Below are 26,845 nucleotides of genomic sequence, written 5' to 3'. Positions count from 1 at the left end.
ATGTCCATAACCGCCGTTGCCGTGGCCGGATTCTTCGCCAGTGAACCCGTGCGCACCGCGCTCATCGTGGGCGGTGGCGCGGCGCTGGTGTCGGCCGTGACCGGCGTGTTCATCGTCATGCGGGGGCAGTCCTTCGCCGGCCACGCACTGGCCGACGTGAGCAGCGCGGGCGGAGCCGCGTCGTTCCTGCTCGGCATCAATCCGCTGACCGGCTTTCTGGTCATGGCTGCAATCGCTGCGGGTGCCATGGAACTGGTGAAGGTTCATCGTGCGCGCGAGCGCGATCTCGTCACCGGCGTGGTGATGGGGGCGGGGCTGGGCTCCGCGGCGCTGTTTCTCTATCTCGATGTGAGCTCGCATAGCACGACCGGTGCAGCGGTGACGGTGATGTTCGGCTCGATGTTCGCGATTTCGCCATCGATCATCCTGCCCGCGCTGGCGGTCGGGGCGGCCGCATTGACGATCGTCGCCGTGCTTTACCGGCCGCTGCTTCTTGTGTCGCTCGATCCGGAGCTGGCCGCTGTGCGCGGCGTTCGGGTCCGGCTGACGGGGCTTGCGTATCTGCTGACGCTTGCGATGGCCGTGTCGTTGTCGGCGATGACCGTGGGCGCGATCCTTTCGACCGCATTGCTGGTCGGACCGCCCGCCATTGCGTTACGGGTGACGGCCCGCCCGGCCCGCGCGCTCGCCGTGGCTGCATTGACCGGTACCGGTGTTACGTGGCTCAGCGTTGCCCTGGCTTACGCGAGCTATTACTGGACACCCGGACACGGGTGGCCGGTCAGTTTCTTCGTGGTTACGCTCATTTTCGTGCTGTACGTCGCGGCTGGCAGTGTGGGGCGCAAGCCGGCGCGTGCAGGCAGTTCGCGCGCGGTCGGGGAGAGCGTGTGAGCATGTTCTCCAGTTTCATGGTCAACACATGGATCGTCGCCAGCCTGGTCGCGGTCGTCGCGGGAGTCGTTGGCTTCTTCGTCGTGATCCGGGGCGCCTCGTTCGCCGCGCATGCGCTGCCGCTGGGCGCCTTCCCGGGCGCGGCCGCAGCGGGTCTGGTCGGGGTTGATCCGCTTGTTGGCCTGATCGTGTTCGCCGGCATCGGCGTGCTTGGTGTCAGCTGGCTCGGGCGACAGGGCCGCCGCGAAGTCGCGACGGCCCTCAGTCTCGTGATGCTGCTCGGTCTGGGGGCCCTTTTCCTGAGCATGACGACCGAGTACTCGCAGGCGGTCTATGCGCTACTCTTCGGCGAAGTGCTGGGCGTCAGCAGCGCCGATATCGTGCCGGTCGCGGTGATCAGCATCGTCGTCGTCGCACTTATCTCATTGAATTTCCGTCCACTGCTGCTCAGTTCGCTCTCATCCGACCTTGCGACGGCAAGAGGTGTTGCGTGCGGCCGGATGGAACTCGGCTTCCTCGCCATCCTCGCGCTTGCGACCGCCATGGCGCTTCCCGTCGTGGGCGCGCTGCTGGTGTTCAGCCTGATGATCGGACCGGCTTCTGCTGCCCGTCTGCTCAGTGACCGGCCCGTGCCCGCGATACTGCTCTCGGTATGCCTCTCTGTCGTTACCGTGTGGACGGCGATCGCGCTGTCCTGGATATCGGACTGGCCGGTGGGCTTCTTCGTCGGCGGGCTCGGCGCCGCGTGGTATGGCTTCGGACGCTTGTGGACGCGTATGCGCGCCCGACAGCGGTCGCATACGGTGGCCGTTGTCCGTAACTGACGTGGCAAAGGCCGGGATGCAGCAGCGTGCGTTTCAGGAGAGGTCGATCGTGAGCGTGATGCAGGCGGATGCGGCCGAGATCGAAGTGCGGCTTGCACGGGCCCGCTCGTTCTGCGAAACGCGGGGCGTGCGGTTCACGCCCGTGCGTGCCCTCGTGCTGAGGCTGCTTCTGCAGCAGGACCGGTTCTTCACGGCCTATGAACTGCTGGAGCGGATGCGGGAGGTTCGCCGCAGTCCTACTCCGACAACGGTCTATCGGACGCTGGATTTCCTGATCGGGCAGGGACTCGCCCACCGGCTCGATAGTGTGAACGGATATGTCGCCTGTCGTCATGTCTCGCACGAGGGACGTTATGCGCTGGCCGTCTGCACGCGTTGCGGCAGGGTGTTGGAAGTCCAGGAAGCGGGCATGAGCGCGCAACTGGAGTCGCGGATCACGGCGGCTGGCTTCAGGCTGGATGGCGAGTGTGTCGAGTTACGGGTCGTCTGCGGCACCTGTCCTTCTTAGCGTGTCTGCGGATTGCACCGCCCCCGTCTTCGCAAGGAATGGCGGTGCAGCCCCGCAGGATCGACGCTCTGCGAGGTCCTGTTGTACGTCCAGCATCCGTGCCCTCTGCGGGGTGACCGCGCCGCGTCGCGCAGGGTGACAGGTGCTATCGGCGAGGAGTCGCTCGCCGACTGTCGGTCTGATGCAACAAGGTTGCTTTAACTGGTATATTGCAACTATGTTGCGATAATCGAGGCGGCCCGATCGACATGAACAAATCGACGACAGCGGAAAATCCGGCTGTGGAACCCGCGGCGATGGTGCGCACGCTTGTCCGTGAACTCTCCACGATCCGGGATCCCGGCCAGGCCCTCGCGTTTGTACTGCGCTCCGACGAGTCCGCGCCCCTCAGATATGTTGAGGCGATCGCCGCGTCCGGAATTACGGGTTCCCAATGGACAGCGCAGGGGGAGCAACTGACGGCCAGATTCGCGCCGCGTTGCCGCCGTTGCCTGGCCGCGAAAGATTCGTTTCCGACCTGAATCTGCTCGCAGGGGTCTTCTGCAAGGTGATGGACACCCGGTTCGCCAGGATTCGTGTCGATGTCATGACACGGAGAATGTGTCCGCGGTTTCATGTGGACAACGTTCAGGCGCGCCTGCTTTGCACCTACCGTGGACCTGGCACGCAGTATCTCGACGTCCGGTACGCCGATCGCACCCGGGTCGGGCCGGGTAGCGGCGGCCTCCCGGATGAATCGTCCGGCCTCATTCGCGACGAAGCGGGGCTCCAATGTATTCCCACGCGGGCCATTGCACTACTGAAGGGCAGGACGCTGGCCAGGTTCTGGCCCGCAGGGGGCGATTCATCGCTCGCCGGCAATGTCGCCCGGCACGGGCGTGCGCGTGATGGTCGCCATCGATCTCCCCTGAATATCCCCCGATACACACAAGGAGTCATTCCATGGATGCACGACTGCCGGTCACGGTCCTTTCAGGCTTTCTCGGCGCGGGCAAGACCACACTGCTGAACCACATCCTGAACAACCGCGAGGGGCGGCGCGTGGCCGTCATCGTCAACGACATGAGCGAGGTGAACATCGACGCGGCGCTGGTGCGCGACGGTGGCGCGCAGCTCTCCCGCACCGACGAGAAGCTCGTCGAAATGAGCAACGGTTGCATCTGCTGCACGCTGCGGGAGGACCTGCTGCTGGAGGTCAACCGCCTGGCGAAGGCGGGCCGCTTCGATCAGCTCGTGATCGAATCGACCGGCATCTCCGAGCCGCTGCCCGTCGCGGAAACGTTCACGTTCGCGGACGAAAGCGGTCAAAGCCTCGCCGACGTCGCACGGCTCGACACGATGGTGACGGTCGTCGATGCGTTCAACTTCCTGCGCGATTACAGCTCGCAGGACAGCCTGCAGTCGCGCGGCGAATCGCTTGGCGATGAAGACAACCGCACGGTGGTCGACCTGCTGATCGAGCAGATCGAGTTCTGCGACGTCATCGTGCTTAACAAGGTCGATTTGATCGACAAAGCGGACCGCGAGCGCCTGATGGCGATCCTGCACAGCCTGAATCCCCGGGCCCGGACCGAAATCTCCGAATTCGGTCGCGTGCCGCTCGATCGTGTACTGGACACGAAGCTCTTCGATTTCGAGGAGGCCTCGAAGGCGCCGGGCTGGTTGCAGGAACTGCGCGGCGAACACACGCCCGAAACCGAGGAGTATGGCATCCGCAGCTTCGTGTGGCGCGCGCGCCGCCCGATGCATCCGAAGCGTTTCTGGGATCTCGTGAACAGCGAATGGCCGGGCATCGTGCGCTCGAAGGGGTTCTTCTGGCTCGCGAGCCGTCCGAGCCACGCCGGTTCGTGGTCGCAGGCGGGCGCCGTGTGTCGCCACGGCATGGCGGGCCTCTGGTGGGCTGCAGTGCCGAAGTCGCACTGGCCGACCGATCCGGAATCGCTCGAATTCATCAACCGTAGCTGGGAGCCGAATGTCGGCGATGCACGCCAGGAACTGGTGCTGATCGGTGTCGACATGGACGAGCCGGCACTGCGCCAACGCCTGGATGTCTGCCTGCTCGCCGATGCGGAAATGGCGGAAGGCCCGCAGGCGTGGACGCAGTATGACGATCCGTTCCCGGCGTGGGGCGGCCGGGTGCCCGAGGAAGAAGGCGCGGCATGAGCCCGCGCGCGGCGACACACCGTTCGCAGCGTGGCGGGCAACGCCCGCCACGACGCGGGCGCGGGTCCCGTGCCGGTAAGCCGGCACCACCGCTGGCTTTCGGAAAGCTGGACAAACGACACGGTGAGGGCGCAATGGACCTGATTCCGGTAACCCTGCTGACGGGTTTTCTCGGCAGCGGCAAGACGACGGTACTGAACCGGCTGGTGCAGCAGCCGGAATTGGCGGATGCGCTGGTGCTCATCAACGAGTTCGGCGAAATCGGGCTCGACCACATGCTGGTCGCCCACAGCCGCGAGGATATCGTGGTGGAGATGAGCAGCGGTTGCCTGTGCTGCACGATCCGCGGCGATCTGGTCCGCACGCTCAAGGACATTCACTGGCGGTTCGCGCGCGAAGGCCAACGGCAGTTCAACAGGGTCTTGATCGAGACGACAGGACTGGCCGATCCTGCGCCGATCGTGCATACGCTTGCGACGCACCGCGACTTGAAGGACCGCTACCGGCTGGATGGACTGGTCGCGACGATCGATGCCCGCAACGGCGAAGCAACACTCGACGCGCACGTCGAGGCGGTCAAGCAGGCGGCGATGGCAGACAGGCTGCTGGTGACGAAGACGGATCTTGCGGACGTGGATGCGCTGGAACGGCTCGCCGGCCGGCTGCATGCAATCAATCCGGCCGCTGGCGTCATCCGCGTCAGTCACGGCGAACTGGCAGCGAGCCGGATACTGGAGCTGGGCCTGTTCAGGGCGGACGGCAAGATCGCGGACGTCGAACGTTGGCTCGCCGAGGAGCAGTATCGTTCCGACGACCACGGCCATCATCATGGAGAAGCGGGTCACGGCGACGATCATGACCATGACGAACAGCATGCGCATCGGCATGGCGACGCGCAAGGACACGTTCATCATCATGCGCATGATGGTCATGCCGGTGAGGAGCATGACCATGGAGAGGCGCAGGCGCATCACGGCCACGACGACCATCGTGACCATTTGCACGACGTCAACCGTCACGACGACCAGATCCGCGCGTTCTGCTTCACGGTCGACGACCCCATTCCGGAACAGGTGCTGACCGACTGGCTCGACGTGCTGCTGTCGCTGATGGGCCCGTCGATGTTGCGCATCAAGGGTATCCTGAACGTGGAAGGCGAGGACAGGCCGATCGTCATTCACGGCGTGCAGCACGTGTTCCATCCGCCAGTGCCGCTCGATGCATGGCCGGGTGACGATCGCCGCTCGCGGATTGTGTTCATTACCCGCGGGGTCGAACGTGAAACGGTCGAATCCACTTTCCGGCTGTTCAGCGACGTGCGCGCGATCCGTGCGCAGGAGGCGCATTCCGGATGACGATGCCTCCCATTGCGCTCTACAACACGCTGACCCGCCGCAGGGAGCCGCTGCAGACGGGCGTGCCGGATGCGGTCACGCTGTACGTGTGCGGTCCCACCGTGTACAACTACGCGCACATCGGCAACGCACGGCCAGCCGTCGTGTTTGACGTGCTCGTCCGTCTGCTGCGCCGACGTTACCGGATCGTGCTCTATGCGCGCAACCTCACCGATGTCGACGACCGGATCAATGAAATGGCGCGCCGCGAGGGCGTGCCGATCGGTGACGTCACGTCGCGGTATATCGACGCATACCACCAGGACATGCAGTCGCTCGGCGTCCTTCCACCGGATATCGAACCGCGGGTGACGGAGCATATCCCGGACATCGTCGAACTCATCGGTGCCCTGATCGAGCGGAATCACGCGTATGTTGCGCAAGGACACGTACTGTTCCACGTGCCATCCTTTCCGGCATACGGCCGGCTGTCGGGGCGCCGCACCCAGGACATGATTGCCGGGGCGCGGGTGGAAGTGGCGCCATACAAGCGCGATCCGCTCGACTTCGTGCTCTGGAAACCTTCGACCGACGACATCTCTGGCTGGGACAGCCCATGGGGGCGCGGCCGCCCGGGATGGCACATCGAATGTTCAGCGATGATCGGGCGACATCTGGGACGTACCATCGACGTCCACGGTGGCGGCCAGGACCTGATCTTCCTGCATCACGAGAACGAGATCGCGCAGGGCGTCTGCGCGCACGATGGTGAGCCGTACTGCCGGATGTGGGTACATAACAGCTTCGTCACCGTGGACGGGCAGAAGATGTCGAAGTCGCTCGGCAACGTGCTGCTGGTGCGCGATCTGCTCGCGCACGCGCCCGGCGAGGCGGTCAGGCTGGCGCTGCTTTCGACCCACTACCGTCATCCGCTCGACTGGAGCGTGCAGCGGCTACAGGTGGCATGCCGGACACTGCAGCGGGCCTATATGGCGCTCGAAGCCGTGTCGGGACTTCCGCATCTGGGGACCCGACCCGACAACGAGGTGGAGGCGGCCCTCTCGAACGACCTGAACGTACCGCGCGCGCTCGCCCGTCTGTATCGGCTGCTGGAGGATCTTGAGCAGGCTTCCCAGGGACCGTCGCAGCAATGGGCGAAGGCGCGCCTGCTGGCGTCCGCACAACTGCTCGGCCTGTTGCAGCAGGATCCTGCTCAGGCACTGGTCGCACTGCGCGGCCGTATCGACGCGACATCCGTCACGGACGACGCGTGGGTGGAATCAATCGTGGCCCGCCGCGGCGAGGCACGCTGGCAGCAGGCGTTTGGGGAGGCCGATGCGCTGCGTGACGAACTGCTGCGCGCCGGTATCCAGATCGAGGACACGCTGGAAGGGACAGTCTGGCATCGAAGTCACGGAGTCCTGGCATGATCCGCAAAAATCCACGTGGGGACCTGCCTGTGGTCCACGAAAGCGCGTTTGTTGATCCGACCGCCATCCTGTGTGGACGGGTCATCGTCGGCGAGAATGTATTCATCGGCCCGTACGCGGTGATCCGTGCCGACGAGACGGATGCGCAGGGCGGCATCGAGCCGATCCATATCGGCGCGCATTCGAACATCCAGGATGGCGTTGTGATCCATTCGAAGTCGGGCGCTGCGGTCGCGATCGGCCGCCATACGTCGATCGCGCACCGCGCCATCGTGCATGGTCCGTGCGAGGTCGGCGATCGCGTGTTCATCGGCTTCAACAGCGTGCTCTTCAACTGCACGGTCGGCGAGCGCTGTGTGGTCCGTCACAACGCGGTGGTGGACGGATGCGATCTGCCCGCAGGCTTTTACGTGCCGTCGACGCAGCGCATCGGGCCGGGCACGGACCTGTCGACGATCCCGAAGGTGACCGCCAGTGCGTCGGAGTTCTCCGAGGACGTCGCCCAGACCAATGTGAGGCTCGTTCAGGGATACCGCCGCATCGCGAACGAATTGTGACCGTAGGGGGTGACTGATGTTGATCCGCAAGCTGTTTTCGTTTGAAGGTGCGCATGTCGTGCGGCATGCGTCATCGCATCGTTGTGCATGGTCGATCCACGGCCATTCCTATCGCGTGGAGATCATTCTCGAGGCCGATGCGCTCGATCACGGCCAGATGGTTTATGACTTCGGCCTCCTCAAGGGGGAGGTCCGGGAGATCGTGGACGCGTTCGACCATACGCTCGTGTTCTGGAACTGCGACGACCCGGCGTACATGGAGATGTGCCGCAGCCATTCGCAGCGCTGGATTGCCCTGCCGGTGTCGCCCAGCGCGGAGCAGCTCTCGCGCGTGTTCTTCGTGCTGGTCGATGTGGTGATGCGTGCGATGCCGATGCGTAACGGCGAGGCGGATGTCAGGGTCCAGTCGGTGATCGTGCATGAGACGGCGACCGGCTACGCACAGTGCTTCCGGCGCGATGCCTACAATCCGCGCATGGGGCTGGTCAGTCCCGCCCTGATCGGATTCTCGGATGCCGTGCGCCGGGAGGCGACGACCGGTATCCTGGATGAACTGACCAGCGCTGTGGCGTGCGCACCGGCATGCTGACGTCGAAGGGCGCCGCCAGCCGTCATGCCGACCTGCTCGTGCGCGGCGGTACCGTGGTCAGATTGGAAGGAAGTGAGCAGGCGGACATTGCCTGCGTTGACGGCCGGATCGTTTCGATCGACGCGGGCGGCTGAAGCGCTGACCAGGTCGTGGATGCACACGGCCTGCACGTGCTGCCTGGCGTGATCGACTCACAGGTCCATTTCCGCGAACCGGGCCTCGAGCACAAGGAGAATCTCGAAGCGGGCACGCGAGGCGCGGTGCTCGGTGGCGTGACGGCCGTTTTCGAGATGCCCAACACCAGTCCGTTGACGCTGCGCCGCGACGACCTCGAAGGAAGCTCGCGGCAGCGTCAGGACGCGCGTGGTGTGATATCGCGTTCTACATCGGTGGCTCGTCCGTCAACGCTGGTGAGCTGGGCTACCTGGAAGCGTTGCCGGGCTGCGCCGGCATCAAGGTTTTTATGGGCAGCTCGTTCGGCGATCTGCTCGCGGATGACGACGTTGTACTACGGCGCATCCTCGAGCACGGCCGGCGGCGGGTGGCCGTGCATGCGGAGGACGAGGCGAGACTGCGCGAGCGCCGGTCAATCGCAGAAGCATCGGGCGACGTGCGCGACCATCCACGCTGGCGTGACGTGGATAGCGCGCTCAATGCGACGCGCAGGATCGTCGGCATGGCGCGCAAAACAGGACGGCCGCTGCATATCCTGCACGTTTCGACGGCGGAAGAAATCGCGTTGCTGGCGTCGCACCGCAGCCGGGTGACAGTCGAGGTACTGCCGCACCACCTGACCCTGTGTGCGCCCGAATGTTATGAGCGGTTGGGCACGCTTGCGCAGATGAACCCGCCGGTCCGTGAGGCCCGGCACCTGGAGGCGCTGTGGCGCGCGCTTCGGGAGGGGCGCGTGGACACGCTGGGGCAGTGATCACGCTCCGCATACGCTGGAAGAGAAGGGCCGCCCGTACCCGCAGTCACCCAGCGGCATGCCGGGCGTGCAGACGTTATTGCCGGTCATGCTCGATCACGTCAGCGAGGGACGGCTGTCGCTGCAGCGTCTGGTGGAACTAACGAGCGCGGGTCCGGCGCGGGTGTTCGGGATAGCGGAAAAGGGATGCATCACCGTGGGCTACGACGCCGACCTGACGCTCGTCGATCTCAAGGCAAGGCGCGAAATCACGAACCGCCGGATTGCAAGCGTCTGTGGCTGGACGCCCTACGATGGCATGCGGGTGACGGGGTGGCCGGTCGCCACAATCATTCGTGGCCATGTGGTGATGCGCGATGACGCCGTGCAGGGATGCCCGGTGGGACAGCCGGTCCGCTTCGACAGGGCGATGGCGATCACGCCGGCACGACGCCCGGAAGCTATCAGAGCTGCGTGGGATTGGGCGCGTCGCCGTACACGGCGACGGGGTCAAACGTCTTCGCACCTGCCGTGAACCGCAAGGTTGCTTGGGCAGGTCGACCGCGCGGTAAAAACAGCTGCGATAACCGACGTGTCAACTCGCGCCGCTGCCCGCCACCTCGACGCGGATCCACAGCGCGTCCTGGTCGTCGTCGATGCGCATCTCGACTACGCGCTGGGTCGGTCCGCTCGTCGCACCCTTGGACCAGAGCGTCTGGCGGCTGCGGCTCCAGTAGTGGGCGATACCGGTCTCGATCGTCCGCGCAAGGGCTTCCCGGTTCATGTAGCCGACCATCAGGACGTCGTCCCGGCCCGCATCACTGACGACGCAGGGAATCAGTCCATCAGGGCCAAATCTGGGCGAGAACGAGCGACCTTCCTCGACTTCGGCGACGGTTGTGCGAGGAGCGAATTGGAGCGAGGCAGTCATGATGGGAAGATTCTCCTGGGGGGCGGTCAGCAGGCGAGGGACCCTGGTTCACACCCGATGCGTCATGCCCGAAGTGGCGTGTTTTCCAGCGCGGCAGCAAACCAGTCCAGTACCCGTTGCAGGTGCACTTCGCCGTAGAGCCGCGAAAACCGCTGCGTCCCGGCATTGTCGGGGTCGCCGAGTACGGCCAGCCGTGCCTGGATGAACGCCGGTGTCAGCGTGATGCCGCACTCGTGCTCAATGCAGTGCTGCCAGTCATCGAAGCTCTGGGGAATCGGCGAAGTCATGGGTACGGCGGACGCCAGCAGAAAATCCCATGGTAACAGGGTTGGTTATTAATGCAACAAAGTGGCGTTAACAACCTGCTTTCGGACCCGCCAAATCAGGTGCAATGATCCTGCGTGCTCACACGCCGTGGGTCGAGCAGTCGTGGCAGGTACCGTGAATCGTGACGGCAGAGTTCGTGCTATGAACGCCGCGGCGGCTAAGCTTGCGCTCGATCCGGGCGAGCACACCGGCCAGTTCCGGATCTTCCGGAAGCGCAGAAATGTTGTGGCAATGATCGCACTCGAAATAACCAGTGGAGGTCTCGTGCTTTGCGATTGCATGGCGCCAGGCGCGGTCAGATCCCTGGATTCGGGTGAGCAGGCCAACGGCAGTCAGCCGGTCGAGGATCCGGTAGAGGGTCACGCGATCCACTTTTCCCGCACCTGTAGCGGCGCCCAGATCGCGGGCGAGTTCTTCATGCGAACGGGGCTGATCGGCGCCCTCCAGGCGTTCGAGCACGGCAACGGTAAGCGCAGTGGAGCGCAGCCCCGCCTCGCGCAGGCGCGATGGCCAGTCGGTAGGAGCGTGTGGTGGATGTTTGCGCGGAGAGTGGCGGGTAGGCATGGATGACCGTGGATGCAACTGTCCAATAATGGAATGATACATCGTCCCGCGCGGGCAAGGCCACGCGTGTCGTATGGTCGTCGTCATGGACCTGGCGGCATGCCCTGGTCGAACAGCGGTTGCAGGCCATCCTCCGCAGCGATGGCCATCGGACGCCCGACTGCCGTCTGCCGGCCGCCCGCCCAGCGCTCGAGCCGGTACAACGCGCCGAAGGCGAAGGACGGCGGTTGCATTCCGGCACCGAACACAGCCTCGCCACCGCGTCGCACGCTGTCCGCGAGCCATGACATCAGGCGCAGGTGATAGGGGTTGCGGGCAATTTCACCACGGTGGAAGGTCAGCGCCTCGATGATGGTCACGACGCTTGAGCTGTCGAGTTCGACGAGTGTGTTGGGCTGCTCCAGGGTACCCCAGAATTCTGTCTGCGCAAGCCAGACGGCGTGGGCATGGTGCTGAAGGGCGTCATGCACGAGCCGGTGGACACCGATGTGCGTCGCAGAGCCATCGCGCTCATGCGGGCAGAAGACCACGCGGGGCCGGTAGTCGTCGAACAGCGCGGCGAGGCGATCGACGTCACGGGCCCAGCCTGCCGGGTCGGCGCGGCGTCGCGCCGGCGTGACCGGCTGGCGACCGTCGAAGGCTGGATCGAGCAGCGCAAAATCAAGCCGGGTACAGGCATGGCACAGCTCGTTCCATCGTTCACTGCGGCGGCCCGGATTACTGCCTAGTGTAGCGGCGATGTTCAGTACCTCAAAGCCTGCTTCCTGCTGCAGTCTGAGCGCAAGTCCGCCGGTCAGGCATTCATCATCGGGGTGGGGCGAAACAATCAGCGCAAGCGGCCGCGTGCGGTCCACGCTCCTCGGCGTCGCTGTGCTCTGTGAGATGTCCGGAAGTGTTATCGGCTCGCGCAGCAGTGCGGCGAACGTATCGACGTACGACGTGATGACCTGCCGTCGTGTAGGGTCCCGGTTTGCGCTCCTGTTCATCGACAAAGTTTCCGGGGCGTGGCGATGCCGTCCACCTCAACCGTCGCCAGCATCGTACGGCGGCAGTTCCATGAGCGGCAGCGGCACAGGTAGTTGCGACGGTCTTCCTCAGTGGCGGGATGATCGAACTGAAGGCTGTAGTCGAAGCTCAGTTCCTCGCCTGCGCGGATCAGGCGTTTCGCATGGAGGTACACGCGCAGGATCCCCTGGCGGTCGTAGTCTTCAACCGCCTCGCAGTTCGGTGCGCAACGATGATTGATCCAGCGGGCGGCGTTCCCGCCGGTGCCCGCATCAATGCAGTAGCGTCCGTCACTCAGCGCAAACAGAAAGGTGTGGAACGGGTCTTCGGCGTTGACGGGATGCTGGCGTCGTGCTGCCGCGTGGGTAATGCGCGCCCCCCTGTATTCGATGATGCGCAAGCCGCGCGGAATGTCGGCAAGGGCAAAGACACCCTTGCCATGGATGGGACTGCGTCGGATCTGGATCAGGCGGGGCATGAATGCAGGAATGTATGCGGTGAAGCAGACTCAAGTATAGCGTTCCCTTTTCTAATTATCGCAACTATGTTGCGTTTACGATGCGGGTTAGGTATCGTTCTGCCGGAATCGCGGGCGATCCGACCGCTGGCGCGATGACCCCGACATAAAGCGGGCAGCCTGCACGTGCAGGCATGCGGTAGCCAGGCCGGGGCGCGGGGGAATTGAGTGTGCGATCGATTAGAATTGCGCACGCAAAGCCCGGAAGCTGGTGCAAATCCAGCGCGGTCGCGCCACTGTGACCGGTTTCCTGAAACCGGGAGTCAGACCTGGGCCTTGTCTTCCTTCACCTGTCATGGGGCGCGAAACCCCAGGAGAACCGTCATGACCTGCATCCTCAGTGTCCACCGGGCATCGGCTGCCCGTTGCTTCCTCTTTTTCTCCGGTCGTCTGTGTTGACCCGGTAAGTGTCGCCGGTCAGCACGGCATGCCTGGTTCGTGTTTCCGGCAATCGTGCGGGTGTTTCACTGCGTCGATGACACGGTGGATCGGCACGTGTGTCGAGCGCATAAAAAACAGGCGCACCGGATACGGTAGCGCCAGAGAAAAAAGAAAAGAGAGCAGGACAATGAAGAAAACCTCGATCCTTTCGCCGTCGCGAGCGCAGCGACGCCGCAGACGTCAGCTCACAGCGGGGATGCTCGGCTGCGCGTGGCTGATCGGCGCGTCATCCGCGTTTGCTGATGACGGCAGCGGCCCGGCGGCAGAGAGCAGGCAATCTGCGCAGGAGCCGGCACAGACGCTGCCGGCTGTTAAGGTCCAGGCATCGGGCCATACGGATACACCGGACCTGAGCACGCCGATCCGTACCGGCAGCCGGCTTGGACTGTCGAGCCTCGATACGCCGGCGAGCGTCGAGACGCTCACCGGTGAGCAGATTCAGGTGCGCGGCGACACCACGGTCAACGAGGCCATTACGCGTGCGGCCGGCTTTGCCACCGACGCGCGGCACCCGGCAATGGCGGCACTTCGGTGTCGGTGCGCGGCTTCAGCGGGCCGGAGTCGATCACGACGCTCTATGACGGCACGCGCATGTATCCTGGCGCAGGCACGGTGACCTTTCCGTTCGATACGTGGTCGGTCGACCGGATTGAGGTGCTGCGCGGTCCGGCGTCGGTGCTCTATGGCGAGGGTGGCATCGGCGGCGTGATCAACGTCGTGCCAAAGGCGCCGCAGCGCGACTACGCGACCACGGTCCAGCTCGGCGCGGGCGCCTATGGCGAGAAGCGCGTGGCGCTCGATACGACGGGCGCGCTCGGGCCCATGCTGTCATACCGCTTTTACGTGAGCGATGACCGCTCGAACGGCTGGGTACCGCGCGGCGATTCGCATACCACGGCGCTCGGTGGCGCATTGCGCCTCGACGTCGATCCGACCTTGTCATTCACACTCGACTACGACTACGGGCGCCAGAAGCCGGCACGCTATTTCGGGATTCCGGTGCTCGACGGTGCGCTCAATCCGGCGTTCCGGTACCAGAACTACAACGTCGCCGATTCCGCGATCTCCTATTACGACCAGTGGACGCGGCTGAACGCGAAGTGGCACGCCATGCCTGGCATCACGGTGCGCAACCAGCTCTATTATTTGCTGACAAACCGCCATTGGCACGATAGCGAGAGCTACGCCCTGCAACCGGATGGCGATGTGTTGCGCAGCGATTACATCGAGATCCTCCATCATCAGCGGCAGATCGGTGACCAGCTCGACACGACGATCGACGGGCATGCATGGGGCCATCAGAACCGGCTGGTCGTCGGCGCGGACTTCAATGTGATCTCGTTTGTCGATACAAGCAATTCACCATACGGCGGCTCGTCGATCGTGCCGGCATCCGGTTTCGATCCGGGCGTGTTCGACAGTCCCGATTCGACCGTGCCCGCGTTTCGCACCGTCACGCATCAGGCGTCCCTTTTTGCAGAGGACCGGTTCGAGCTGACCGACCGGCTCGCGTGGGTGAGTGGCCTGCGTTACGACCATATCGACTTCCATCGCGACACGTTCGCGACTGCCACGACTGCGGCGGCGTCGTTCGACAGGACGTTCGCCCATACCGGATGGCGCACGGGCCTTGTGTTCGCGCTTACGCCGACGCTGTCCGTGTATGGACAGTACACCACCGGCACCGACGGTGTCAGTTCGCTGATCACGCTGTCGCAATCGAACAGTCAGTTCACGCTGTCGACCGGTCAGCAGTGGGAGGCGGGTGTCAAGCAGGAAGTGCTCGGCGGCCGCGGCTCCTGGACCTTCGCGGTGTACCAGATCGTGAAACGTAACCTCGTGAGCACCGATCCGCTGAACCCGGATCTGAGCGAGCAGGTCGGCCGGCAGTCGTCGCGCGGCGTCGAATGGTCGGGCGCGCTGCGGCTGGGCGGCGGCTGGTCGGTCGAGGCGAATGCGGCGCTGCTGCGCGCGCGGTACGACGATTTCGACGAGGCGGTCGATGGTCAGAGCGTGTCGCGCGCGGGCAACGTGCCCTACAACATCCCCGAGCAGACCGCGAACGTGTGGCTCGACTGGGCGTTCGCGCCTGGCTGGCGCGCGGGAGCCGGGGTGCAGTATGTCGGACGGCGCTTCGGCGACAACGCGAACAGCGTGTCGATTCCGTCGTACACACTGGTCGATGCGTCCGCATCGTGGCGCGCAACGCGCAACCTGACGCTCGCGCTCTATCTGCGCAACCTGACCAACCGGACCTATGCGGTCTCCACGCAGAACGACGGCACCGAATGGCTGCTCGGCGCGCCGCGCTCGGGGTGGGTCACCGCGACGATGACTTTCTAGCCTCATTGATCGGCAAAGCCATGACCTCACTGCATATCGAAGGACTAGGCTGGTCGCCGCCGTCGCGGGATGCGAGACGCCCGGACGACGGCGAGAGCCTGCTGCGGCGGATCGTGCTCGAAGTGCAGCCGGGCGAATTCGTCGGCCTGATCGGACCCAACGGCAGCGGCAAGACGAGCCTGCTGCGGTGTGCGTTCCGTTACGCAAGGCCGCACAGCGGCGCCGTCAGGCTGGACGGCGACGACGTCTGGGTCAAGTCCGGGCGCTGGGCGGCGCAACGCATCGCGGTGGTACAGCAGGACCCGCCCGACGACTTCGGCCTGACGGTGGAAGAGGTCGTCGCGATGGGCCGTACGCCGCACAAGGGGCTGCTCGACCGCGACACCGCCGTGGACACCGCGCTCGTCGACGCCGCGCTGCACGATGTCGAACTCGATGCGCACCGGCAGCGGCCGTTCGCTTCGCTGTCGGGCGGCGAACGGCAACGCGCGCTGCTGGCCCGTGCACTGGTGCAGCAGCCGCGTGTGCTGATGCTCGACGAGCCGACCAATCATCTCGATCCGCGGCATCAGATCGAACTGCTCGGCCTCGTGCGGCGGCAGCGGATCACCACGCTGGCCACGATTCATGACCTGAATCTCGCCGCTGCGTTCTGCGACCGGCTGTACGTGATTGCCTCGGGTGAGATCGTCGCGTGCGGCACGCCGCAGGCGGTACTAACCGAGCCCTTGCTGAAGACGGTGTATGGCGTCGATGCGCTTGTCGACCGGCACCCGGTGACGGGACGTCCGCGCATCACGCTGATTACAGGACCGGAGTCCGGGACATGACGAAAATGAAACCTTCCCTCTGGCGCGCAACGGCGGCCACCATTCTCTGCGCAGCCGCATCGTATGCACAGGCTGGCCATTATCCGGTTACCGTGCGCAGCTGCAACCGCGATGTGACGTTCGCGCGTGCGCCGGCCAGGGCGGTCAGCAACGATTCGAACCTGACGGAGATGATGCTTGCACTGGGGCTCAGGACACGGATGGCGGGGTTCACGGGAATCGGCGGCTGGAAGACGGACGATCCGTCTCTGCGCGTACGCCTTGCGGGGATCCCGGAACTGGCGCGCCGCTATCCGTCCATCGAGACGCTCGTCGGCGCCGGTGCGGATTTCTATCTGGCCGGCTGGAACTATGGCATGCGCGTCGGCGGTCCCGTCACGCCTGAGGCGCTTGGACGCTTCGGCATCGCGTCTTACGAGCTCACGGAGTCCTGCGCGCACGTCATGCCGATGCCGGCGGCGTCGCTCGACGACGTTTATCGCGACCTGCGCAACCTCGGCGCGATCTTCAATGTAGACGCGCGTGCGGCGAGCGTTGTCGCGTCGATGCAGGCGCGTATCGCGACGGTGTCGCGTGCCTTGGGACCGGACCCGGTGCGCCCGCGCGTGTTCGTCTACGACAGCGGCGAGGACAAGCCGTTTACGGCCGGGGCGCTGGCGATGCCGACCGCCCTGATCGACGCGGCAGGCGGTCGCAATGTGATGGACGACGTTCAGCAGAGCTGGACGCAGGTCAACTGGGAGAGCGTCGTCGCACGCAATCCGCAGGCCATCGTCATCGTCGACTATGGCGCCGTGACCGCCACACAGAAAATCCGCTTTCTCACCGGCAATCCGGTGCTCGCAAAAGTCGACGCAGTGCGCTCACGCCGTTTCATCGTCGTGCCTTACGATGCGGCGACGCCGGGCGTGCGTAACGCCGGGGCCGTCGAGACCCTCGCGCGGGGGCTGCATCCGGAGCTGTTCGGCGCACTGGCCGGTGCCGTTACCGGGGAGGCGCGCTGAGCATGGATACGCTAGCGAGCGGCAGGCCGGCGTTGCGAACACGTCGTGGCGCGCTCATTCCCTTCACCTTGCTGGGTCTGGTGCTCGCCGGGTCGATCATGGTCGCAACAGGGCTCGGACCGGTGCCGGTTTCGCCGGGCATGACCGTCCGCATTCTCCTCCATCATCTGTCGGGCGATGTAGCCGGAGCCGTGACGGCTGACGCGCAGGATGCGATCGTCTGGATGATCCGACTGCCGCGCGTATTGCTCGGTGTGGTCGTCGGCGCGGCGCTTGCGGTGGTCGGCGTGGCACTGCAGGCTGCCACGGCTAACCGGCTGGCCGATCCGCATCTGCTCGGCGTGAGTTCGGGCGCGACGCTCGGCGCGGTGACCGCAACGCTGTGGCTCGGCGCCGTGTTCGGCCCGCTGACGCTGCCGGCCACCGCGTTCGCCGGCGCGCTCGCGGCGATGGCGCTCGCCGTCGCGCTGGGTGCGCGCGCCGGCCGGCTCGATTCGCAACGCCTGCTGTTGTCGGGTATCTCCGTCTCGTTCGTGATGATGGCGCTGGCGAACCTGCTGCTCTATCTCGGCGACCAGCGCGCCGCGTCGTCGATACTGTTCTGGATGCTGGGTGGTCTTGGACTGGCGCGATGGGACCTGCTGGGCGCGCCAGCCGCGTTCGCCGGCGGCGGCATGGTGCTGCTGGCCGCACGCCGGCGTGAGCTCGACGCGCTGATGAGTGGCGATGTCGCCGCCGCAACGCTCGGCGTGGATGTCGCGCGGGTGCGTCGCGAAGTGTTCGTCGTGAGTTCACTCGTCACGGCCGCGATGGTCGCGGTGAGCGGTGCAATTGGATTCGTCGGGCTGGTTGCGCCGCATGTGTGCCGACGGCTGCTCGGTGCCGGCCACGCTCGGCTGTTGCCCGCGTCGGCGCTCTTCGGCGCGGTGCTGCTGGTCTGGTCGGACGTGGCCGCGCGCATGCTCGCCGCGCCCGACGATCTGCCCATCGGCGTCGTTACTTCGCTCTTTGGCGGTGCGTGCCTTGTGTGGCTGATACGGGGCGAACGGGCGTAGCTCCCGTTCGCCGATGTCGCCAGTGTGGAACCGCTGGTTACCTCGCAGCCGGCCAGCCTACAGGCAACCGTCCAGCCCCGCCCTGAAGACGTCTGCGGGGGGCGTTGTCACGGTAACTGGTCGGGCTGGTAGAGTGATGCGATGAAGACAATCATGTCGCTGTACCATCGCCATCGATTCCCGGGCGCCGTTATCAGTTGCGCCGTTCGCTGGTATTTTCGGTTTCAATTGAGCCTGCGCGACATTGAAGAGTTGCTGTTCGAGCGCGGCGTAATCGTCAGCTATGAAACAGTGCGGCGCTGGTGCGACAAATTCAGCGCTGGCTTCTCGCATCGCGTCAAGGCTGCTCGTCGCAAGCCCGGCACCGTGACATCTGGATGAGGTGTTTGTGACGCTACGCGGTGAGCCTTATCTACTTTGGCGGGCAGTCGATCAGCATGGCGCCGAACTTGATATCCTGCCGCAGAAGCGGCGCGACAAAGCTGCGGCGAAACGATTCTTCAAATGTGTCCCGGCGGCTTGTCCTGAGGTGCCGCGCAAGATTGTCACTGACCAGTTGCGCAGCTATCCGGCGGCGAAGGCCGAGATCCCTGAACTGGCAAACGTGAAGCACGTTTTCGTCAAAGCCAGCGCCCGAGTGAACACCCTGGCCGAAAATAGTCATCAACCCACGCGAGAACGCGAGCGCCGCATGCGTGGTTTCCGCGATCCTGAACGCACGCAAGCATTCCTGTCGAATTTTGGACCGATCCGGCAGCACTTCGCACTGAAGCGACACCTACTACGTGCCTCGCTCCACCGCAAACAACTCGGCGATCGCTTTGCCGCACGGCATCGTTTCACCGAGCTTAGCCAAAATCCGTCCGCTTTTTGAGAAAAGCTCCGTTCATCGCACTACTGCGACGCGAACACTTTAATGTGACAACGCCGTTCGAGTCGGTGCTGGGTCGCTGCATGTCCGAAGGTCTCGCAAAGGGCGAAGGTTTCGCGATTGACGCAAGCATCATCAGGGCCGATGCAAGCCCTGCACGCGGTGTCCCAGGTACTGAGTCCATCAACTGGGGTTGCGTCAAGGGCCAAAGCCGTGCAGTACGGGAATATCTAAAAGCATTGGAGGAAGCGAATCCGGCCGGCACAGACGCGGTCGAGGAGGCAGAGACATCGACACCTCCAAAGAAGATATCCCTGACTGATCCTGCTGCGAGCTGGACAGCCGCCAAGGGTAGTCCAGCGTTCTTCGCCTACTCGACCAATTATCTGATTGACCTGCAGGCAGGAATCATCGTTGACGTCGAGGCGACGCCCGCGAACCGCTCGCACGAAGTGGAATCAACCAGGACGATGATTGACCGCGTTGAGCGGCGGCATGATCTCAAACCTCGACGTCTTGCAGGCGACACCGCGTATGGCTCGGCAGCTATGCTTGCCTGGATGATCGACGAGAAGGAAATTGCAGCACATGTTCCCGTCTGGGACAAAACGACGCGCAAGGACAATACATTGTCCAGCAGCGAGTTCCAATGGGATGAACTGGCCAATGAATATCGCTGTCCCACCGGTCACGCACTACGCAGTGATCGGTGCAAGTCCAGAAATCCGCGCTCACGCGTCACGAAGGCTGACACGATCATCTATCGGGCAAGCCAGTTCGACTGCGAAAGCTGTTCGATGAAGGATAGCTGCTGTCCGGATACACCATTCCGCAAGATCGTCCGCAGCATCCATGGAGCTGCGCGTGACGAAGCGAGGCGTATTGCGAAGACGCCTGAATACAAGCGATCTTGCCGTGAGCGAAAGAAGGTGGGAATGCTCTTTGCCCATCTTAAACGCATTTTGAAGCTGGACCGTCTGCGACTGCGGGGTCCACGTGGCGCCCACGACGAATTCCTGATGGCAGCGACTGCGCAAAAACCTGCGAAGAATGGCCAAGCGGTTCATGCCAGGAAGCAAGCAGATGAACCAGGCAGTTGCATGACGAGCAACGGGGACCGTTGCCTCGTTCAAGTTTGCCGCTTCGCCGATCGCCACCACTCGAAAACATGCCGCCAACTGCGGCGTCTCCGACCAAAACAGGACTTTTTCAACACAGTCTGAGGATAACCGGCCGCCCAATCCAGGCCAGAACTGAGATCGAGTGCCAGCGCTAAAACCGGCATGGGTTTGCGCCTGGCGCCCACGTCTGGCGGCCAACTCGCCACCAGGCTGCTGATGTGCTCATTGTCCTGCCGCGTTTTTCACAGCGCTCTGCGCCTGAATTTTCTCGCCGTTGTTGAACGCAAATGTCACGGGAATTGTCGAGCCGACCGCAAGTGGCTTCCTGGCCTTTTCGAACATGACGTGATAGCCGCCCGGCGCGAATGCAAGCGTCCCGTTGGCGGGTACAGTGACCTTATTCACCATGATCATCTTCGATGTGCTTCCGCTGGTCTGCGTCTCATGCAGCATCGACTTTCCAAAGGCGTCCGTGGAGACGCCCGTGAGTTCGACAGGCTTGTCGCTCATGTTCATCAGCTTGAAATAGCAACCCGACGGCACATCGCCGGGCATCGAGCGAATCCAGCAATCCGAGACCATCATGGCGTCGGGTGCAGCCGCTGCGGCGAGCGACATCGCGGAAAGAGGCAGGGCAATCGCGATCGGGCGAAGAATGCGGTGCATGGTTTATCTCCTGTTTGGGACTTGAGAGGGAATCAGGGCAACATCCATTGTCGCCGACGCACGCGAGATTTCATGGTGTCGCCGGAACAGTCACGAAGCCGATCTTCGTGAGCCCACCAAGCTGGGCCGCCGACATGAGCTGGGCGACCTTTTCATACGCGACCCGGCGATCCGCGCGCAGATGCAGTTCCGGCTGCGGCTGAGCCTGCGCAGCCATCGCGATCTTCCCACGCAATGCGTTTTCGTCGACGCGCGTACCGTTCCACAACACCGTGCCGTCCGCCTCGATCGAGACATCAACGTGGGCGGGTTTCGTGTCTTCCGTCTGACTGCCCGCACGAGGCAGATCGATTCTCACGGCATGACGAATCACGGGTATCGTCACCATGAACACGATCAGCAGAACCAGCATGACGTCGACTAGCGGCGTCATGTTGATTTCACTCATCAAGCCATCGTCTTCATCGTTGGTAAAGGGATTCGTTGCCATTGCAAACCTCTGTCTACGTTGTCATTGTCCCTGCGCGGCCACACGCAAGCCGCCCTTTGCCGGCGATAGTCGTTCGCCTGTCACGAAGAATGCATGCAGACTATGCGCAAACCGGTTCAACCGGGTCACGATGCTCCGGTTTGCGCGCGTGAGCGCGTTATAGCCGAGTACCGCTGGAATGGCGACGAAAAGTCCGAATGCCGTCATGATCAGCGCTTCTCCGACCGGTCCGGCGACCGCGCCAATGGAGGTCTGGCCTGTCTCGCCGATGGTCAGAAGCGCGTGATAGATGCCCCATACCGTGCCGAACAGGCCAACGAACTGGGCAGTGCTGCCGATCGAGGCGAGGACGGCGAGACCGCTCTGCATTTTCGCAACCGAATCGTCCATGCTGTCCTTGAGACAGCGCGTTATCCAGTCCGAGACGTCCATGCGGTCGCGCAACTGCTGCTGCGTCTGGCGATGATGTCTCGCAGCTTCCTGGCCCGAGCGCGCCAGCGTGAGGAACGGATTGTCGCCGCGCGTGTCGCCGTCAAGTTTCCCGATACCTTCGTCGAAGTCGCCCGAATACCAGAACGATTGTTCGGCGCTCCTTGTCAGTCGCTTCAGGGCGACGACATTCCATGTTTTTACGGCGATCACGCTCCATGAAAGGATCGACATGATCAGGAGCGCGAGCGCGATGGCGCGCGTCACGAGATCGCCTTGTGCCCACACATGGGCAATTCCATAGCTTTGCATTGCAACTCCTTTTGCCAACGGTCTGTTGGCTTCAATCACCTAAAGCGAAATCGAAGGGCTGGGTATAGGCCGCGCGCACAGGCACGCCGTTCTCCAGGTAGGGTTTGCACGCGCTCGCGCGCATCGCATCGAGCGCGGCGGCGTCGAGGCGGTCGAAGCCACTGCTCTTCTTCAGTTCAATGTCTTCGATCTGCCCGGTGAGGCCGACCACGAAACGAACGTATGCTGTGCCGGTTTCACCGAGTCGCTTCGAGCGGGTCGGGTAGTCGGGGGCGACGATCCGGCAGTCGAGGTGCGACACATTCCTGGGGGTGCTCAGCGCCATCACGGGTTTGCCTGTCGACGGCGTCGCGGATGCCGGCGCCACCGACGGCGCCGATGCTGTCGCCGATGCTGTCGCCGATGCCACCGGCGACAGTGGCGAAGCGGCGGGTGTCTGAATTTGCACCTGCTGGTGCGGTGGAACCGGCGTGGCCGATACAGGGGCCGGGGCGGGACCCGGTTTCGGTTCGCTTCGTTTCTCCGGTTTCACACGCGTGACGACTGGCACTGGCTTCGGCGCAACGGCGGGCATCGACTGAATCGGCGTGGCGGGGGCAACCGGTGCCGACTGCAGCAGCTCAGCGGTGATCACATGGGATTGCGGTGCGACGACAGGGATTCGCTCGCGCTTCGTCAGAAAGAACGCCGCAAGCGCCAGATGCAGCGCCGCGACAATGACCGTTGCACAGGCCACGCGATAACGCGCGCTGGGCGCCATTGAAGGAAGCGCGTCTTGCGATGCGGAGTTCACTTTCGTGTTCCAGCCCAGGCGGCAAGCCGGCGAAAGTCCACCGCTCCCGTGATGGTCTGCAACTTGCCAGCCGGCGAAACGAGCATTGTAAATGGGATTTCCCCGCCCCAGTGACGATCGATCGCATAGCGTTGGGCGGCGTCGAAACCGTCCGCGCTTAGCCACTGATCGCTGCCGGCGAGCCCGGCCTGAGCGAGCGCCGACTCTACCTCGGGCGGCGCGGCCTGCTCGACTTCGATGAACGTGACCTGGGTTCCCGGATGGTCATGCACGAATCGGCCCCAGGCCGGCATTTCCTTGCGGCACGGATCGCAGCTCATTCCCCACAGATGGACGATCCAGGGGCGCGACGCATGCGCATGCTTCAGCGCGTTCCAGCTGTCCGCGTCATACCACTGCAGCTCAGTGGCTCCCGCGAATTTGCAGATCGACAGGCACAACAGCGCGAGCAGGACTTGACGGCGCTTCATTGCAGGTCCTTCAGTTCGATGAGTTGATAGCCGTGCTCGTTGCTGAGCCACGACAGGAAGACATGATCCTTGTTGCCGATCAGCAGCGGATGGTCCGAGCGGCCCACGGCGCTGTCGATGACGGACGGCGCGCTCCAGTCGCGGCCATTGTTGCGCGAATGCTGGATCAGCACCTGCGAAGCGTGGCCATCGAATGCCTTCCAGACTCGCCATACCTGATCGCCGTGCGCGAACACGAGCGGGCGCGAGGTGACGTCGTCCGGCTTGCCGAGACGCTGCGGATCGCCGAAGGCCGATCCGTCGCCGTTCGACCTTGCGTAGAACAAGCCCTGGCGCGCCTTGCCCTGGGTGTACCAGACGACGTGTATCGTCCCGTTTCCCGAGACCGCGATCGACGGTCCCTGATGCGGACAAGCGTCGGTCACCCAGTCATCGACCGATACCCGCTGCGGCTTGCCTGGGAGTCCAGAAGGCAGGAAACGAAGGACCACATGGTCGCGCACCTCGCCGGGGAATATGGTCCGGAACGCCAGAATTGGCGCCCCGTCGGGACCGTTCGTCACGCCGATGCGGCAGCACTCGCAGCTGACATCCGCCGCGAGGGCCGACTGCGAAAACGTTCTGCCGCCGTCGTCGGACCACGCGTACGCGATGGAAGCGCCAGGAAGCTTTTGCGGCCCGCTCAGCCGCTTGTCCTGCCAGACCATCAGGATCTTGCCGGATGCCGCCACATCGAGCACCGGCATCCGCTGGCTCACGGCCGCCGGCTCGAACGCGCGTGGCGCGTCGAAATGCGCGCCGCCGTCGGACGATGAGGCGAGCCAGATCTGCGCGTTCCAATGCTGGTCCTTGAAGGTGTCGTACGCGATCAGCACGTGCCCCGCCGCGTCGGCGACCAGTTGCGGCCGCGCGTCGCCGCCGCCGTCGAAGCCCGAGCTGACATCGCCGACTCGGAGGGGCAGTGTCCAGCTCTGCCCAAGATCTTTCGAGCGGGCGAACCAGACCTGCTGGTTCTGCGTCCAGGTCAGCAGCACCGTGCCGTCCGGTGCCAACGCCGGGGTCGCCGCATCGGCACACCCGAGCGGCTGCGCCGACTCGCAGGGGCGGGCCGCCATGTGATGCATCATGGACATGCCGGGCATCGTCTGCGCGTCGGCGCGGCTCGCCAGCAGCAGTGCGAGCGTGAGCGCGACAGCCGTCGCGATGAAGGTCCGGAAGATTGGTGGCAGAAACATCGTGTTCTCCGTGCTATGCGTGTGGTCAGAACGCGGCCCGCATGCCGACGAAGGCCATACGGGGAGGCGACAGCGTCTGCGTGTACGGCTGGTTATACGTCCAGGTGCTGTCCGTATAGGTGCGATTGAACAGATTGTTTACGGCCAGCGTCAGATCGATGGCAGGCGTGATCTGATAGCGGCAGCCGATGTCGAAGACCGTGTTCGAGCCTTGCGAATGCGTGCCGGCCGTCACCGAACTGTAGTAGTTCATCCGCCCGATGTAATGCGCCTGAGCCTGGAGGGTGAGGTTGCGGAGCGGACTCCAGGTGACGCCGAAGTTGCCGACCAGTTTCGGAATTCCGGCAATCTGGACGCCAGTCGGCGTGTTCGTCGACGTGCTGGTGAGGACGGCGTCGGTAAACGTGAACGATCCGTTGAAGCTCAGCCAAGGCGAGACCTTGTACGAACCGATCAGCTCAACGCCCTGGGATCGCTCGTTGCCCGCATTGCTGTAGAAGTTGCAGGATGTGCTCGATGAGCCCGCGAGGAAGTCTTCGCACAACTGCTGCTGGTAAGCGGACGGCGCGCCCGATGCGGGGCTGGTCGTCGACAGGATCGTGTTGCGGATCGAGTAGAGGAAGTAGGTCGCGCTCAGATCCAGGCCGCCGCGCTCGTAGTCGAGGCCGATCTCCCGCTCCAGCATGTCCTGCGGAACGAGCGAAGGATCTGCGATCGACGGCGTCGACGCTGCGCTGCCGTAGGAGCGCAAGGTGTTGTTCAGACCGGGGCCGCGAAACGTCTGGTTCACCGATGCGCGCAGCGACAGGTCGTCGGTGACGAAGTAGCGTGCCGAAATACTCGGATCGAAGCGCGTTTCCGTGGTGCCGCCGCCGAGTTGCGGATTGTCACCCTCCGTGGACGTGATACTGCTGGAGAAATGATCCAGCCGCCCGGCGAGTGTGATGAGGAGCGAGTCAATCGGGGCGATCCGGGTTTGCAGGAACAGGCCGCCGTAGTTCTGCACGCCACTGCCGGACACTGACGCCGCCAATGACCCTGTCGGCAGGCCATAAACGGTAGGTGCGTTGTAGATCGACTCGCTGTCGGACGCGCTCAGGCGCCGATAATCGACCCCGACCTGGACATCCCGCCATATCTTGCCGATCGTTCTCGAATACGTCGTCGAAAACCCGCTCTCGTGGTAGCTCTGGTCACCGTACTGGGTGTAGTACTGGTCGATGGGGTCGTCCGCCGCCGAGGCCGGCAAGCCAGTAAGCGTGGAGGACAACGACAGGCAGCCGCCCGTGGTTTTCCAGTAACAGGTCGCTCCGTTGTGCTTGTCAAACGACACTTCCTGGGCCCAGGCGGTCGCGGTCAGCGAGCTTTGCTTGTCGAGCGTCTTGGTGAGGCTTGCCGCGAAATCCGGGCTGGTCTGCTTGTTCTGGCCGTACTGATACGAGATCTCTTCGTTGTTGACGTGGTAGCCGAAACGCAGGTAACCCTGCAGGTCAGCCGAAGGATGCAGATAAGCCGTCAACTGGGCATTAGTCTGGCGGGTCCAGATCGGCCCCTTGTCCGGATAGCGCCAGAGGTACGACGACGGTGTCAGCTGATAGCCCGGCGAGTCGGACTGGCTGACGAAAAAGTGGAAAGCCAGTGCGTCGTTGACCTTGAGGTTCTGGTTCAGCGATACGTTCTTCGTGCCGAAACTGCCGTAACTTGCCGACACCGTCGTGCGGTTGTCCGTCGGTTTCGGGGTAATGATATTGATCACGCCGCCGACGGCCATATTGCCCCACACGACCGAGCCGCCGCGCACGATCTCGATGCGTTCGATATTGTCGAGCGGCACCTTGAACCACTGCACGGTTCCATAGAACGGGTCCATGATCGGCACGCCGTCCAGCAGGACGAGCACGGTCGAGTTGCCGAGTCCTCGCATGCCGAGCGACTGCCCGGTTGGATCTTTGGAGGCCGTGGGGACGCTACTGAGGTTGACGCCGGGGACGTTGCGCAGCAACTGGTCAAGCGATTGCGCGGGGCTGTTGTCGATTTGCTGCCGGGTGATGATGGTCGTGCTCTGGGGCATTTCCGCGAGGGTTGCCTCGTCGCGGCTGGCGCTGACGACGATCTGCGGCAGTTCGACGGGTGTGCCCGAACTGTCGGCGAAAGCCAGCTGGGCAGGCAACATCAACGCCACCGAAGTGGCGAGCAGAGGGCGCTTCATTTGTTGTGTTTTCTCGAGTCGTGACTGGT

At 63.9% G+C, this 26,845-nt stretch carries 24 protein-coding genes, 6 pseudogenes and 1 riboswitch; of the genes and pseudogenes, 18 read left to right on the top strand and 12 right to left on the bottom strand.

The features are described from left to right. The 12 genes and pseudogenes from OKW35_RS14570 to OKW35_RS14515 all read left to right on the top strand — a co-directional run. Window positions 1-891, top strand: a complete 891-nt coding sequence (locus OKW35_RS14570; protein ID WP_429552395.1) for a metal ABC transporter permease — start codon at window positions 1-3, stop codon at window positions 889-891. A 2-nt stretch (window positions 892-893) separates the two neighbouring features. Further along, a complete protein-coding gene (locus tag OKW35_RS14565; RefSeq protein WP_429552785.1) occupies window positions 894-1,715 on the top strand; it encodes a metal ABC transporter permease in 822 nt (273 codons plus the stop codon). Between the two features lie 58 nt (window positions 1,716-1,773). Next, window positions 1,774-2,223: a transcriptional repressor gene (locus tag OKW35_RS14560; RefSeq protein ID WP_429552784.1), complete on the top strand. Its 450-nt coding sequence runs from the start codon at window positions 1,774-1,776 to the stop codon at window positions 2,221-2,223. Window positions 2,224-2,471: 248 nt separating this feature from the next. Beyond that, window positions 2,472-2,744 (top strand): hypothetical protein, encoded by a 273-nt coding sequence (locus OKW35_RS14555; protein ID WP_429552808.1) that lies wholly within the window; start codon window positions 2,472-2,474, stop codon window positions 2,742-2,744. Beyond that, window positions 2,657-2,980 (top strand): annotated as a pseudogene (locus OKW35_RS14550) (DUF1826 domain-containing protein); the annotation flags it as partial. The gene OKW35_RS14555 and the pseudogene OKW35_RS14550, both read left to right, overlap by 88 nt. 73 nt (window positions 2,981-3,053) lie before the next feature. Then, window positions 3,054-3,134: pseudogene (locus OKW35_RS14545) on the top strand (hypothetical protein); the annotation flags it as partial. A gap of 31 nt (window positions 3,135-3,165) precedes the next feature. Then, entirely contained in the window at window positions 3,166-4,386 is a 1,221-nt protein-coding gene (gene zigA / locus OKW35_RS14540; RefSeq protein WP_429552394.1) for a zinc metallochaperone GTPase ZigA, read from the top strand. A 134-nt stretch (window positions 4,387-4,520) separates the two neighbouring features. Continuing rightward, complete coding sequence (locus OKW35_RS14535; RefSeq protein WP_429552393.1) at window positions 4,521-5,741, top strand: CobW family GTP-binding protein; 1,221 nt, start codon at window positions 4,521-4,523, stop codon at window positions 5,739-5,741. Beyond that, on the top strand, window positions 5,738-7,150 hold the full coding sequence (gene cysS, locus OKW35_RS14530) for a cysteine--tRNA ligase (RefSeq protein WP_429552392.1): 1,413 nt from the start codon (window positions 5,738-5,740) through the stop codon (window positions 7,148-7,150). Before OKW35_RS14535 ends, cysS begins: the two co-directional genes overlap by 4 nt. Further along, entirely contained in the window at window positions 7,147-7,707 is a 561-nt protein-coding gene (locus OKW35_RS14525) for a carbonate dehydratase (protein ID WP_429552391.1), read from the top strand. The genes cysS and OKW35_RS14525 overlap by 4 nt, the downstream gene beginning before the upstream one ends. 16 nt (window positions 7,708-7,723) lie before the next feature. Next, on the top strand, window positions 7,724-8,296 hold the full coding sequence (locus OKW35_RS14520) for a 6-pyruvoyl trahydropterin synthase family protein (protein ID WP_093633851.1): 573 nt from the start codon (window positions 7,724-7,726) through the stop codon (window positions 8,294-8,296). Then, window positions 8,290-9,624: pseudogene (locus OKW35_RS14515) on the top strand (dihydroorotase); the annotation flags it as partial. The gene OKW35_RS14520 and the pseudogene OKW35_RS14515, both read left to right, overlap by 7 nt. Before the next feature lie 174 nt (window positions 9,625-9,798). Here the strand turns inward: OKW35_RS14515 and OKW35_RS14510 are convergent. The 5 genes from OKW35_RS14510 to OKW35_RS14490 all read right to left on the bottom strand — a co-directional run bounded on the left by OKW35_RS14510 (window position 9,799) and on the right by OKW35_RS14490 (window position 12,508). Continuing rightward, a complete protein-coding gene (locus OKW35_RS14510; RefSeq protein ID WP_429552390.1) occupies window positions 9,799-10,134 on the bottom strand; it encodes a phosphoribosyl-AMP cyclohydrolase in 336 nt (111 codons plus the stop codon). A 62-nt stretch (window positions 10,135-10,196) separates the two neighbouring features. Then, window positions 10,197-10,421 carry a hypothetical protein gene (locus OKW35_RS14505; protein WP_429552389.1) on the bottom strand — a complete coding sequence of 75 codons (225 nt, stop codon included), beginning with the start codon at window positions 10,419-10,421 and terminating at the stop codon, window positions 10,197-10,199. 118 nt (window positions 10,422-10,539) lie between these two features. Continuing rightward, entirely contained in the window at window positions 10,540-11,067 is a 528-nt protein-coding gene (locus OKW35_RS14500) for a Fur family transcriptional regulator (protein ID WP_429353485.1), read from the bottom strand. Window positions 11,068-11,108: 41 nt separating this feature from the next. Next, on the bottom strand, window positions 11,109-12,011 hold the full coding sequence (locus OKW35_RS14495; protein WP_429552388.1) for a PIG-L deacetylase family protein: 903 nt from the start codon (window positions 12,009-12,011) through the stop codon (window positions 11,109-11,111). Beyond that, window positions 12,008-12,508, bottom strand: a complete 501-nt coding sequence (locus OKW35_RS14490; protein ID WP_429552387.1) for an SET domain-containing protein — start codon at window positions 12,506-12,508, stop codon at window positions 12,008-12,010. Before OKW35_RS14490 ends, OKW35_RS14495 begins: the two co-directional genes overlap by 4 nt. 218 nt (window positions 12,509-12,726) lie before the next feature. Next, a riboswitch (adenosylcobalamin (AdoCbl) riboswitch) is annotated at window positions 12,727-12,871 on the top strand. A 313-nt stretch (window positions 12,872-13,184) separates the two neighbouring features. Here OKW35_RS14490 and OKW35_RS14485 point away from each other — a divergent pair. The 6 genes and pseudogenes from OKW35_RS14485 to OKW35_RS14460 all read left to right on the top strand — a co-directional run. Next, window positions 13,185-15,331, top strand: a pseudogene (locus OKW35_RS14485) (TonB-dependent receptor). A 20-nt stretch (window positions 15,332-15,351) separates the two neighbouring features. After that, window positions 15,352-16,161 (top strand): ABC transporter ATP-binding protein, encoded by an 810-nt coding sequence (locus OKW35_RS14480; protein ID WP_429552386.1) that lies wholly within the window; start codon window positions 15,352-15,354, stop codon window positions 16,159-16,161. After that, window positions 16,158-17,165, top strand: coding sequence for an ABC transporter substrate-binding protein (locus tag OKW35_RS14475; protein WP_429552385.1), 1,008 nt, complete (start codon window positions 16,158-16,160; stop codon window positions 17,163-17,165). The genes OKW35_RS14480 and OKW35_RS14475 overlap by 4 nt, the downstream gene beginning before the upstream one ends. After that, on the top strand, window positions 17,162-18,220 hold the full coding sequence (locus OKW35_RS14470) for a FecCD family ABC transporter permease (protein ID WP_429552783.1): 1,059 nt from the start codon (window positions 17,162-17,164) through the stop codon (window positions 18,218-18,220). Before OKW35_RS14475 ends, OKW35_RS14470 begins: the two co-directional genes overlap by 4 nt. 141 nt (window positions 18,221-18,361) lie before the next feature. Beyond that, window positions 18,362-19,094, top strand: a pseudogene (locus tag OKW35_RS14465) (IS6 family transposase). Window positions 19,095-19,150: 56 nt separating this feature from the next. Next, window positions 19,151-20,195, top strand: a pseudogene (locus OKW35_RS14460) (transposase); the annotation flags it as partial. 239 nt (window positions 20,196-20,434) lie between these two features. Here OKW35_RS14460 and OKW35_RS14455 read toward each other — a convergent pair. The 7 genes from OKW35_RS14455 to OKW35_RS14425 form a co-directional block, all read right to left on the bottom strand. Further along, complete coding sequence (locus tag OKW35_RS14455) at window positions 20,435-20,830, bottom strand: copper chaperone PCu(A)C (RefSeq protein ID WP_429552384.1); 396 nt, start codon at window positions 20,828-20,830, stop codon at window positions 20,435-20,437. Between the two features lie 118 nt (window positions 20,831-20,948). Further along, window positions 20,949-21,368 carry an ExbD/TolR family protein gene (locus tag OKW35_RS14450; RefSeq protein WP_429552383.1) on the bottom strand — a complete coding sequence of 140 codons (420 nt, stop codon included), beginning with the start codon at window positions 21,366-21,368 and terminating at the stop codon, window positions 20,949-20,951. Window positions 21,369-21,389: 21 nt separating this feature from the next. Then, a complete protein-coding gene (locus tag OKW35_RS14445; protein ID WP_429552382.1) occupies window positions 21,390-22,109 on the bottom strand; it encodes a MotA/TolQ/ExbB proton channel family protein in 720 nt (239 codons plus the stop codon). 31 nt (window positions 22,110-22,140) lie between these two features. Further along, entirely contained in the window at window positions 22,141-22,869 is a 729-nt protein-coding gene (locus OKW35_RS14440; RefSeq protein ID WP_429552782.1) for a TonB family protein, read from the bottom strand. A 29-nt stretch (window positions 22,870-22,898) separates the two neighbouring features. Further along, a complete protein-coding gene (locus tag OKW35_RS14435) occupies window positions 22,899-23,372 on the bottom strand; it encodes a TlpA family protein disulfide reductase (protein ID WP_429552381.1) in 474 nt (157 codons plus the stop codon). Next, the gene (locus tag OKW35_RS14430; protein WP_429353497.1) at window positions 23,369-24,607 is read right to left on the bottom strand and encodes a sialidase family protein; all 1,239 of its coding nucleotides are present in this window, start codon (window positions 24,605-24,607) and stop codon (window positions 23,369-23,371) included. Before OKW35_RS14430 ends, OKW35_RS14435 begins: the two co-directional genes overlap by 4 nt. A 25-nt stretch (window positions 24,608-24,632) precedes the next feature. Then, window positions 24,633-26,816, bottom strand: a complete 2,184-nt coding sequence (locus tag OKW35_RS14425) for a TonB-dependent receptor (protein WP_429552380.1) — start codon at window positions 26,814-26,816, stop codon at window positions 24,633-24,635. Window positions 26,817-26,845: the final 29 nt, after the last annotated feature.

The organism is Paraburkholderia sp. MM5477-R1 (assembly GCF_050436385.1).
In the GTDB taxonomy this organism is placed as follows: Bacteria; Pseudomonadota; Gammaproteobacteria; order Burkholderiales; family Burkholderiaceae; genus Paraburkholderia; species Paraburkholderia tuberum.
This window is presented reverse-complemented; position numbering and strand designations above follow the sequence as displayed.

Excerpts from the sequence above, each read along its gene's own strand:
- OKW35_RS14500 (WP_429353485.1), bottom strand. The coding sequence starts at position 11,067 with ATGTATCATTCCATTATTGGACAGTTGCATCCACGGTCATCCATGCCT.
- OKW35_RS14555 (WP_429552808.1), top strand. The coding sequence starts at position 2,472 with ATGAACAAATCGACGACAGCGGAAAATCCGGCTGTGGAACCCGCGGCG.
- cysS (WP_429552392.1), top strand. The coding sequence starts at position 5,738 with ATGACGATGCCTCCCATTGCGCTCTACAACACGCTGACCCGCCGCAGG.
- OKW35_RS14475 (WP_429552385.1), top strand. The coding sequence starts at position 16,158 with ATGACGAAAATGAAACCTTCCCTCTGGCGCGCAACGGCGGCCACCATT.
- OKW35_RS14445 (WP_429552382.1), bottom strand. The coding sequence starts at position 22,109 with ATGCAAAGCTATGGAATTGCCCATGTGTGGGCACAAGGCGATCTCGTG.
- OKW35_RS14480 (WP_429552386.1), top strand. The coding sequence starts at position 15,352 with ATGACCTCACTGCATATCGAAGGACTAGGCTGGTCGCCGCCGTCGCGG.
- OKW35_RS14490 (WP_429552387.1), bottom strand. The coding sequence starts at position 12,508 with ATGCCCCGCCTGATCCAGATCCGACGCAGTCCCATCCATGGCAAGGGT.
- OKW35_RS14510 (WP_429552390.1), bottom strand. The coding sequence starts at position 10,134 with ATGACTGCCTCGCTCCAATTCGCTCCTCGCACAACCGTCGCCGAAGTC.
- OKW35_RS14495 (WP_429552388.1), bottom strand. The coding sequence starts at position 12,011 with ATGAACAGGAGCGCAAACCGGGACCCTACACGACGGCAGGTCATCACG.
- OKW35_RS14435 (WP_429552381.1), bottom strand. The coding sequence starts at position 23,372 with ATGAAGCGCCGTCAAGTCCTGCTCGCGCTGTTGTGCCTGTCGATCTGC.
- OKW35_RS14565 (WP_429552785.1), top strand. The coding sequence starts at position 894 with ATGTTCTCCAGTTTCATGGTCAACACATGGATCGTCGCCAGCCTGGTC.
- OKW35_RS14440 (WP_429552782.1), bottom strand. The coding sequence starts at position 22,869 with ATGGCGCCCAGCGCGCGTTATCGCGTGGCCTGTGCAACGGTCATTGTC.
- OKW35_RS14450 (WP_429552383.1), bottom strand. The coding sequence starts at position 21,368 with ATGGCAACGAATCCCTTTACCAACGATGAAGACGATGGCTTGATGAGT.
- OKW35_RS14535 (WP_429552393.1), top strand. The coding sequence starts at position 4,521 with ATGGACCTGATTCCGGTAACCCTGCTGACGGGTTTTCTCGGCAGCGGC.
- OKW35_RS14455 (WP_429552384.1), bottom strand. The coding sequence starts at position 20,830 with ATGTCGCTCGCCGCAGCGGCTGCACCCGACGCCATGATGGTCTCGGAT.
- OKW35_RS14560 (WP_429552784.1), top strand. The coding sequence starts at position 1,774 with ATGCAGGCGGATGCGGCCGAGATCGAAGTGCGGCTTGCACGGGCCCGC.
- OKW35_RS14505 (WP_429552389.1), bottom strand. The coding sequence starts at position 10,421 with ATGACTTCGCCGATTCCCCAGAGCTTCGATGACTGGCAGCACTGCATT.
- OKW35_RS14430 (WP_429353497.1), bottom strand. The coding sequence starts at position 24,607 with ATGTTTCTGCCACCAATCTTCCGGACCTTCATCGCGACGGCTGTCGCG.
- OKW35_RS14525 (WP_429552391.1), top strand. The coding sequence starts at position 7,147 with ATGATCCGCAAAAATCCACGTGGGGACCTGCCTGTGGTCCACGAAAGC.
- zigA (WP_429552394.1), top strand. The coding sequence starts at position 3,166 with ATGGATGCACGACTGCCGGTCACGGTCCTTTCAGGCTTTCTCGGCGCG.
- OKW35_RS14425 (WP_429552380.1), bottom strand. The coding sequence starts at position 26,816 with ATGAAGCGCCCTCTGCTCGCCACTTCGGTGGCGTTGATGTTGCCTGCC.
- OKW35_RS14520 (WP_093633851.1), top strand. The coding sequence starts at position 7,724 with ATGTTGATCCGCAAGCTGTTTTCGTTTGAAGGTGCGCATGTCGTGCGG.
- OKW35_RS14570 (WP_429552395.1), top strand. The coding sequence starts at position 1 with ATGTCCATAACCGCCGTTGCCGTGGCCGGATTCTTCGCCAGTGAACCC.